Here is a 9,129-nt window from a genome sequence, read left to right as displayed (position 1 = left end):
TGCCAGAATCATTGTCTTACCAAAGAAACCATCAACCAACACTCACCCCACAAAAGTGAGGATCACGCCGGCCGACGGGGCATAACAAACTAATTCGTCGACTATGACACACTGTTGAGTTCTCAAGAATCAGACGCACACTGCTGGGTTTCGGCTCTCGCCTCGGCCCCTCAGGACTTGTCATACTTTAGCGGCTTTCCTCGCCCCGTGCAATTCGGGACTTTCTCGCCACTTGCCTCGAAGTTCGAGCCTTTCGGCCTTTCCCTTTCGGCGATTCGTACTTTAGCGGTCTTGATTTCCCCGAGCAATTTCGGGGCTATCTGGGCCGCTCACCTCATTCACGCGCAGTTCTGTCTCGGCTTCTGAGTGGCCCCTCTTCAGGGCGCATGCTCATCGACCGGATCGATCTGAGGTGGTGGGGTGATCACACCGGGGCCGGAAGCCCGACCTGACCGGTCTTGCTCCCCGCCGCTCCCTGGCGACTCGGAGAACTTTAGGGGAGCAGCGCGCACCAGACAAATCGGCTCGCCGTGACTCGGGCCACAGTGCCGTCCGGGCAGGTCAGACGCGGTGTGCGGGCTCCGCGGCCAGGATCCCGCGGGTGTCGGCGATGGTGCGGCAGCCGGTGAGTCGGAGCGCCTCGCTCACCTGCTCCGTCAGCGCCCGGTGGAGTCGCGCGACACCCGCCTCCCCGTCGACGAGTGCCAGGAGCGGCGAGCGACCGAGGAAGACGGCCGCCGCACCGGCGGCTGTTGCCGCCACGACGTCGAGCCCGCTCCGCACACCGCCGTCGACGTACACCTCGGCCTCTCCCCCGACCTCCGCGACCACCGCGGGGAGCGCGTCGACCGTGGCGACGGTCCGGTCGAGCTGGCGGCCCCCGTGGTTCGACACCCACACCGCGCGAGCGCCGGCGTCCACGCACCGCCGAGCGTCATCGGGTCGCAGTACCCCCTTCACGACGACCGGCAGGCCGGTGCGCTCCGCCAGCCAGTCCAGGTCGTGCGGACCGAGGTCCGTGGCCTTGTCGGCGCCCGGCTCGGCGTCGTACCCGTCGTCGAAGTTGATCCGCAGCGCGCCCGGCTCGGGGAGATCCGGTGTGTCGGCCGGCTGCGACGGAACGGGGACGACCGGAGTGTCGACCGTGAGCACCACCGCCGTCGCACCGGCCGCGACGGCGCGGGCCAGCATCGGCTCGGCCAGGGTCCGGTCGGCGGGCAGGTAGACCTGCAGCCACCAGTCCACCCCGGTCCCGGCGATCCGGTCGAACGGGGTGCCGGCGTTGCTGGACACGACCATCAGGCCGCCGACGGCCGCGGTCGCCCGGGCCGTCGCCAACTCACCGTCCGGATGCACCCCGGCCTGCCAGGTCGTGGGCGCGACGCCCCACGGGACGTCGACGTGCTGGCCGAGCAGGGAGACCCCGAGATCGAGCTCGGTGACGTCCCGCATGACGTGCGGCAGGAGTCGTACCCGTCGCCACGCCTGGGTGGCCTCCGAGGCCGTGATCCCGTCACCCGCGGCCTGCAGCACGTAGTCGAGCACGGGCGCCGGCAGCACGGCCCGGGCACGGTCCTCGAGCTGTGCGAGCCAGCGGGCGTCGGGGCTCACCGGACGCGGACCCCGGCGAAGTTCTTCTTGCCGCGCCGCAGCACCAGCAACCGGTCCTCGATCAGGTCGCCGGCGACCGGGATGTAGTCGGGGTCCTCGACGCGTTCGTTGTTCAGGTACGCGCCGCCCTCGCCGACCGCTCGGCGCGCCTCGCCCCTGCTGGAGACGAGGCCGGAGTCGACCAGCAGGTCGACGATGTTCGCGCCCAGGCCGTCGACCTCCAGCACCGGACGCGCTGTCGACAGCGCTGCGTCGAGGGTGCGCGCCCCGGCCGCCCGCAGGTCGCCGCCACCGAAGAGCGCGGCCGAGGCGGTCTCGATCCGGGCGGTCTCGTCCTCGCCGTGCACCAGCGTCGTCATCGCGCGCGCCAGGGTCCGCTGACCGGCGCGCAGGAAGGGCTTCTCGGCGTGCTCGGCCTCCAGGGCCTCGATCTCCTCACGGGAGAGGAAGGTGAACACTCGCAGCAGCTCGCCGACCTTCTCGTCCTCGACGTTGAGCCAGAACTGGAAGAAGGAGTACGGCGACATCATCTCCGGGTCGAGCCAGAGCGCCCCGCCCTCGGTCTTGCCGTACTTCGTGCCGTCGGCCTTGGTCACCAGCGGAGTGGCGAACGCGTGCACCGTCTCGCCGTCGGAACGGCGGATCAGCTCGACGCCGCCCGTGAGGTTGCCCCACTGGTCGGAGCCGCCGAACTGCAGCTGGACCCCGTGGGTGCGGAAGAGGTTCAGGTAGTCCATCGACTGCAGCAGGATGTAGCTGAACTCGGTGTAGCTGATCCCCGACTCCAGGCGACGCTTGACGGTGTCGCGGGCGAGCATCCGGTTGACCGGGAAGTGCTTGCCGATGTCGCGCAGGAAGTCGATGGTCGACAGCCCCGCGGTCCAGTCCAGGTTGTTGACCATCGTCGCCGCGTTCGCGCCGTCGAAGGAGAGGAACGGCTCGATCTGGCGGCGTACCCGTTGGACCCAGTCGCCCACGGTCCCGGCGTCGTTCAGGGTGCGCTCACCGGAGTCCCGCGGGTCCCCGATCAGGCCCGTGGCCCCGCCGACCAGGACGTACGGCGTGTGCCCCGCTCGCTGCAGGCGCATCGCGGTGACGATCTGCAGCAGGTTGCCCATGTGCAGGCTCGGCGCGGTCGGGTCGAACCCCACATAGAAGCGGACGCTCTCCTCGCGGAGTGCCTCGCGCAGTGCGTCGAGGTCCGTCGAGTGGGCGATGAGACCGCGCCACTCGAGGTCGTCGAGGAGGGTGGGATCGATGGACACGATGCGCCTTCCGTGCAGTGGGTACCGTCAGCCCAAGCCTGCCGCATCGTCCCGACCGGCGCCCACCGGGTCGTCTCACCACACGTTCTAGAGTGGCGGCGGCACGGAAGGAACCGATCGTGATCTCAGGCAGGTACTCGCTCGACCGCGAGGTCGGACGAGGCGGCATGGGAGCCGTGTGGCTCGGTCGCGACGAGCTTCTCGGACGGCCGGTGGCCCTCAAGCGGATCGGGCTGGCCCCCGGCGCGACGGCCCCCGACCTGGAGCGCGCGGGTCGCGAGGCCCGGCTCGCCGCCCGGCTGAGCCACCCGCACGTCGTCGCGGTCTTCGACCTGGTGCAGGACGGCGACGACCACTGGCTGGTCATGGAGTACGTCGAGGGCTCGACGCTCGCCCAGCTGATCCGCGACCACGGCGCGCTCGACCCGGAGCAGGCCGCGCAGATCGTCGGCCAGGCGGCCGACGGGCTCTGCGCCGCCCACGAGGCGGGCATCGTGCACCGCGACGTGAAGCCGTCGAACATGCTCGTGACGACCGACGGCCAGGTGAAGCTGTCCGACTTCGGGATCGCCCGCGCCGAGGCGGACCCGTCGCTGACCCAGACCGGCCTGGTGACCGGCTCGCCGGCGTACCTGGCACCCGAGGTCGCCTCGGGCCGGACCGCCACCGACGCGAGCGACGTGTGGTCCCTCGGGGCGACGCTCTTCCACGCGCTGTCGGGCCGGCCGCCGTACGAGGTGGGCGACAACCTGCTGGGCGGGCTCTACCGGATCGTCCACGAGGAGCCGCCGCGGCTGCCCGACGCCGGGTGGCTCGCACCGCTGCTCGAGGCGACGATGACCCACGACCCCGCGGACCGCTGGACGATGGACCAGGTCCGCGACTTCCTGCAGGCCGGGCCGGGCGCTCCGCTGCCCGCTCCCCTGCCGGTCCGCCGGGCCGACACGGCCGAGCACGACCTGCGCGACCCGCACGGGACGCAGGTGCTGTCGCGGCCCGTCATCACGACGGCACCGGCCGCGCCCGCGCCCCCGCGACAGCGGAGGCGGGGTGCGCTCGCCGTCCTCGTCGGCGTCGCGGTCGTGGCACTGTTGACGGTCATCGGCTTCTCGATCGGACTCGGTTCGGGTGACGCCGATCCCGACCCCTCCACCTCGGACACACCGGCACCCGTCGAGTCCTCCAGCCCGCCGGAGGTCGAGAAGCCGACCGCCGAGGGGATGAGCACCTTCGTCACCGACTACCTGGAGACGGCCGCCACCGACCCCGAGGCGGGCTTCGCCATGCTGACCCCCTCCTTCCAGGACGCCAGTGGCGGGCTGTCGGGCTACGAGGGCTTCTGGGGCGATGTGAAGCGGGTCTCCGACATCGAGGTCGTCGACGCCGACCCGGACAGCCTCACGGTGACCTACCGGTACCGTTACCAGCTCGCCCAGGGCCCGCCGACCGAGGACACGCCCACCCTGCGCCTCACCTTCGATGAAAGTGCCGGCACCTATCTCATCGACGGAGAGCCCCGCTGAATCCACCGGCCCGGGGTCCCGTCTCCCCCTATCGTGAGCGCCAGGAGGGATGTATGGATCTGGCCGGGCTGTACCGGGACATCGTCGAGACGTCACCGGACGGCATCTGGGTGTTCGACCTGGAGGGACGAACGCTCTTCGCGAACGCCGCCATCGCCGAGATGGCCGGTGTGCCGTACGCCGAGACGGCCGACCTGACCGTGTTCGACACCCTCGACGAGCAGGGCCGCGAGCAGTTCGCCGCCCACCTCGCGGAGGTGCGGGCCGGGCGGCTCAACGAGGGCGAGGTCGAGGTCCGCTTCGTCCGCCGCGACAGCGAGTCCCTCTGGGCGCTGGTCCGGGAGAGCGCCCTGCGCGACGAGCAGGGCCGGATCGTGGGGATCCTGCACCGGTTCATCGACTACGGCGCCCGTCGGGCCGTCCTGGACGAGCTCCAGGAGAGCCAGCGACGGCTGTCCGAGGCGCAGCGGATCGCCCGGATCGGCAGCTGGGAGTGGGACATCGCCACCGACGAGATCTCCGGGTCCGCGGAGCTGTACTCCCTGTACAGCGTGTCCACCGCGGAGACCTCGGCCGGACTGCAGGCCTTCTTCGGGTCGATCCACGAGGACGACCGGGCGAGCGTCCAGGACGCGATCGACGACGCCCTGGACCGCACCGGGGTGCTCACCTTCGAGGCCCGGGTGCGCGGCGACGACGGCGACTGGGTCTGGACCCGCGGCCGCGGCGTCGTGCACCGCGAGCCCGACGGCCGGGTGTGGATGTCGGGCACCCACCAGGACGTCACGGAGGCCCGGCTCGCCGCCATCGCCCTCGAGGACCAGGTCGCCCAGAACACGCTCCTGCAGATGGTCGCCAGCGCCGCGAACGAGGCGGTCACCCTCGAGGACGTCCTCGCACACGCCCGCACGCTGGTGCTGCTGCACGACGACTGGGAGCGCGGCCGGGCGTTCGTGCCCACGGAGGACGGGTCGGGCGTCGTACCCCTGTACCTCTCGGAGGAGGAGCGGCAGGAGGACGCCGCCACCCCGGAGCAGTCCGCGATGGAGCTGGAGCTCGCCAACCAGTCGTTCCACGCCCGGGCCTCGGTCTGGGAGCCCGAGACGATGCTGACCATCGCCTTCCCGGTGCTCCTCGACGACGAGGTCCGCGCGGTCGCCACGATCACCTCGGCACCGCCGCTCTACCGCTTCGACATGATCCAGTCGATGGTCGAGCAGGTCGCCGTCCAGCTCGGCCGCGTGGCCGAGCGGGAGCGGTACCAGCGCGAGCTCGCGGACGCCCGGGACCAGGCCATGGAGGCCTCGCGGCAGAAGTCGGAGTTCCTGGCCACGATGAGCCACGAGATCCGTACCCCGCTCAACGGCGTGATCGGCCTGAACGACCTGCTCCTGCGCACCGAGCTGGCGCCCGAGCAGCTCCGGCTCGCCTCGGGTGTGCAGGTCGCGAGCCGCGCCCTGCTGGGCGTCATCAACGACGTGCTGGACTTCTCGAAGATCGAGGCCGGCAAGCTCGAGCTCGAGGTGCTCGACTTCGAGGTACGGCCGCTCCTGGACCGGGTGATCGGCGTGCTCGCCGAGTCCGCGCGTTCGAAGGGCCTGGAGCTGTCCAGCTCGTGCGACCACGAGGTCCCCGAGGTCGTCGCCGGCGACCCGACCCGGCTCGCGCAGGTGCTGACGAACCTGGTCTCGAACGCGGTGAAGTTCACCGAACGCGGCGAGGTCTTCGTCCGCGTGACCGCCGAGCCCGGCCCCGAGGACCGCAGCCTGCTGCGCGTCGACGTCTCCGACACCGGGGTCGGCATCGACGCCGCCAAGGTCGACGGCCTGTTCGAGCCGTTCACGCAGGCCGACGCCTCCACGACGCGGGTGTACGGCGGCACCGGGCTCGGCCTGGCCATCTCCCGCGAGATCGTCGAGGCCCTCGGCGGCGAGCTCTCCTACGCGCCCAATCCGGAGGGCGGGAGCATCTTCACCTTCACCGCCGAGCTGGACGCGGCGACGGGCACGCTGGCCGACATCGAGGACGAGTACGCCCGCACCTGGCTGAGCGGCACCCGGGTGCTGGTGGTCGACGACAACCCGCACAACCGCCTCGTGCTGGAGGAGCAGCTGCGCTGGTGGCAGGTGCGCCCGCACAGCGTCTCCTCCGCGAGCGAGGCGCTGGGCGCGCTCCGCGACGGGCTGCGCACCGGCGACCCGTACGACGGCGTCCTGCTCGACCTGGCGATGCCGGAGCGTGACGGGCTCTCGCTCGCTGCCGACGTCCGCGCCGTACCCGAGCTGGCCGACACCGTGCTGCTCCTGCTCACCTCGCATGCCGGCGCCGACTCGGCGGCCACCCGCGAGGCCGGGATCGCGGCCTGCCTGACCAAGCCGGTGCTCGCCGGGGTGCTGCGCGAGGCCCTCCTCGACCACGTCGCCGGGGTCGGGGCACGCCCGGCCGCGACGACGGCCGCCGGACCCGAGGTGTCGCAGCGCCGCGTGCTCATCGTCGAGGACAACCCCGTCAACCAGATGGTGGCGATGGGCCTCCTCGAGTCGCTCGGGTACGTCGGCCGGACCGCCGACGACGGGATCGCCGCGCTGGAGATCCTCGGCAGCTCGTCGTACGACGCGATCCTGATGGACGTCCAGATGCCCCGCATGGACGGCTACACCACGACCCGCAGGCTCCGCGAGCTGGAGGCCGCGCACGGCACCCGCGTGCCGGTGATCGCGATGACCGCCGCCGCCGTCGAGGGGGAGCGCGAGCGCTGCCTCGAGGCGGGCATGGATGATTTCCTCACCAAGCCCGTGGATCCGGCCGCCCTCGGCGACGTGCTGGCCCGCTGGCTCGACCCGCAGTCCCCCGTGTCCCCCGCCCGCCCACGACCATCGGAGTCTCCCGTGTCCTCTTCCTCGCCGGTCGACGGCCTCGATCTCGAGCGTCTCGAGATGCTGCGCGACCTCGACCCCGGCAACACGACGTACCTCGATCGCGCGATCGGCAACTTCATGGCCAACTCGCGCTCGGCGGTCGACACGATCCGGGACGCCATCCTCAGCGACGACTCCGCCGGCCTGCGCGCGTCCGCGCACAAGCTCGCGGGCAGCGCGCTCAACCTCGGCGTGCCCTTCGCGGGCGAGTCCGCCCGGCAGCTGGAGTTCATCGGCGACGCCGAGACCGTCGACGGGGCGCTGGAGCTGCTGCCGGAGCTGGAGGAGAGCCTGGAGCGCGCCCGCGCGGCGCTACTGGCCTACCAGGCGTCGTACGGCGGCAGCAGCCCGTCGTAGCCCCGCGTCCGCTGCGGTGCGCCGGCGTCGTACGGGGTAACGGGCGGCCAGGACGCCGGTCGGCGTCGGAGGAGGGACCGTGAAGAGCCTGATCATCCTGCTGGTGCTGGCCTGGCTGGCGATCGGAGCCGTCGCCGCGGCCCAGCGCGGCTACTTCGGCGACGACCGCGACGTCAGCTGCAAGACCACCGGCGACACCGCGCTCACCATCGTGGCCGGCCCGATGAACTACTTCGGCGTCAACCCGAAGATCGACTGCGGGGATCTTCCGGAGCCCTCGCAGTAGGCGAGTCGCTGCGCCGGGACGGGGCTCGAACCGAGGTCCCGGACTTGCGTGGGCGCGCGATGCTGGAGCCATGCGCGCCGTGATGCACACCGAGTTCGGAGATCCCACCCAGGTCCTCGCCGTCGAGGAGGTCGAGTCGCCGGAGCCCGGCCCCGGGGAGGTGCGGATCCGGATCCTGCTGGCGGCGGTCCACAACCACGACCTGTGGACCATCCGCGGCAGCTACGGGTTCAAGCCCGAGCTGCCCGCTCGCGCCGGCACCGAGGCGGTCGGCGTCGTCGAGGCGCTCGGCGCGGGCGTCGAGCACCTGACGATCGGGCAGCGGGTCGCCAGCGGCGGAGCCTTCGGCGCGTGGGCCGAGCAGCTGGTGGTGCCGGCGCGCGGACTGATCCCGGTCCCGGACCAGCTCACCGACGAGGTCGCCGCGCAGTTGGTCTCGATGCCGTTCAGCGCCATCAGCCTGCTCGAGTCGCTGGAGCTCACGCCCGGCGACTGGATGGTGCAGAACGCCGCCAACGGCGCGGTCGGCCGGATGGTCGCGCAGCTGGCGCAGGCGCGCGGCATCAACGTGATCGGTCTGGTCCGTCGTGGCGCCGGGGTCGAGGAGCTGGCGTCCCAGGGCATCGGGAACGTCGTGGCGACCGACGCCGACGACTGGGCCGGCCGGGTGCGCGCGCTCGCCGATGACGCTCCGATCAAGGTCGGCGTCGACTCCGTCGGCGGCCGGGCCAGCGGCGAGGTGATGTCGCTCCTGGCCGAGGACGGGACGTTGGTGGTCTTCGGCGCGATGCAGTCGCCGGTCATGGAGATCGGGTCGGGCGACGTCATCTTCAAGCAGGCGACGATCCGCGGCTTCTGGGGCAGCGTGGTCAGCCGGACGATGCCCGCCGACCAGCGCCGGGCACTCTTCGGCGAGCTGGTCGAGCGGATCGGCGACGGCTCGCTGACGCTGCCGGTCGAGCGCGTCTACCCGCTCGAGGACGTGCGCGCCGCGGCCGCTGCCAACGCGGAGCCGGGGCGGACCGGGAAGATCCTGCTCCGCCCCTGAGCGCGCGCACCAGCGGGACGATTCGCTACGTAGGGCGGGTGGGGCTCGAACCCACGACCCAAGGATTATGAGTCCTCTGCTCTGACCGACTGAGCTACCGCCCCTCGGCGGGCGAGCCTAG

General features: G+C 71.6%; 6 protein-coding genes and 1 tRNA gene. 4 read left to right on the top strand and 3 right to left on the bottom strand.

What is annotated here, in order from left to right; translation table 11 throughout:
* Positions 1–561: 561 nt before the first annotated feature.
* Complete coding sequence (locus VMF51_RS18430) at positions 562–1,611, bottom strand: alpha-hydroxy acid oxidase (protein WP_325475922.1); 1,050 nt, start codon at positions 1,609–1,611, stop codon at positions 562–564.
* Positions 1,608–2,876 (bottom strand): tyrosine--tRNA ligase, encoded by a 1,269-nt coding sequence (gene tyrS, locus VMF51_RS18425; protein WP_325475921.1) that lies wholly within the window; start codon positions 2,874–2,876, stop codon positions 1,608–1,610. Before tyrS ends, VMF51_RS18430 begins: the two co-directional genes overlap by 4 nt.
* 119 nt (positions 2,877–2,995) lie before the next feature.
* Here tyrS and VMF51_RS18420 point away from each other — a divergent pair, with 119 nt between their 5' ends.
* The 4 genes from VMF51_RS18420 to VMF51_RS18405 all read left to right on the top strand — a co-directional run bounded on the left by VMF51_RS18420 (position 2,996) and on the right by VMF51_RS18405 (position 9,008).
* Complete coding sequence (locus VMF51_RS18420; RefSeq protein ID WP_325475920.1) at positions 2,996–4,399, top strand: serine/threonine-protein kinase; 1,404 nt, start codon at positions 2,996–2,998, stop codon at positions 4,397–4,399.
* A 53-nt stretch (positions 4,400–4,452) separates the two neighbouring features.
* The gene (locus tag VMF51_RS18415; protein WP_325475919.1) at positions 4,453–7,674 is read left to right on the top strand and encodes a response regulator; all 3,222 of its coding nucleotides are present in this window, start codon (positions 4,453–4,455) and stop codon (positions 7,672–7,674) included.
* A gap of 79 nt (positions 7,675–7,753) precedes the next feature.
* Positions 7,754–7,960, top strand: coding sequence for a hypothetical protein (locus tag VMF51_RS18410; protein WP_325475918.1), 207 nt, complete (start codon positions 7,754–7,756; stop codon positions 7,958–7,960).
* A 70-nt stretch (positions 7,961–8,030) separates the two neighbouring features.
* Entirely contained in the window at positions 8,031–9,008 is a 978-nt protein-coding gene (locus VMF51_RS18405) for a zinc-binding dehydrogenase (protein WP_325475917.1), read from the top strand.
* A 30-nt stretch (positions 9,009–9,038) separates the two neighbouring features.
* Here VMF51_RS18405 and VMF51_RS18400 read toward each other — a convergent pair.
* Positions 9,039–9,112: transfer RNA gene (locus VMF51_RS18400), tRNA-Ile, on the bottom strand.
* Between the last annotated feature and the right edge of the window lie 17 nt (positions 9,113–9,129).

This window comes from Nocardioides sp. (assembly GCF_035503875.1).
Taxonomy (GTDB): Bacteria; Actinomycetota; Actinomycetes; order Propionibacteriales; family Nocardioidaceae; genus Nocardioides.
Note: the sequence above shows the minus strand (reverse complement) of the source record. Positions and strands in the feature narration are given on the sequence as shown.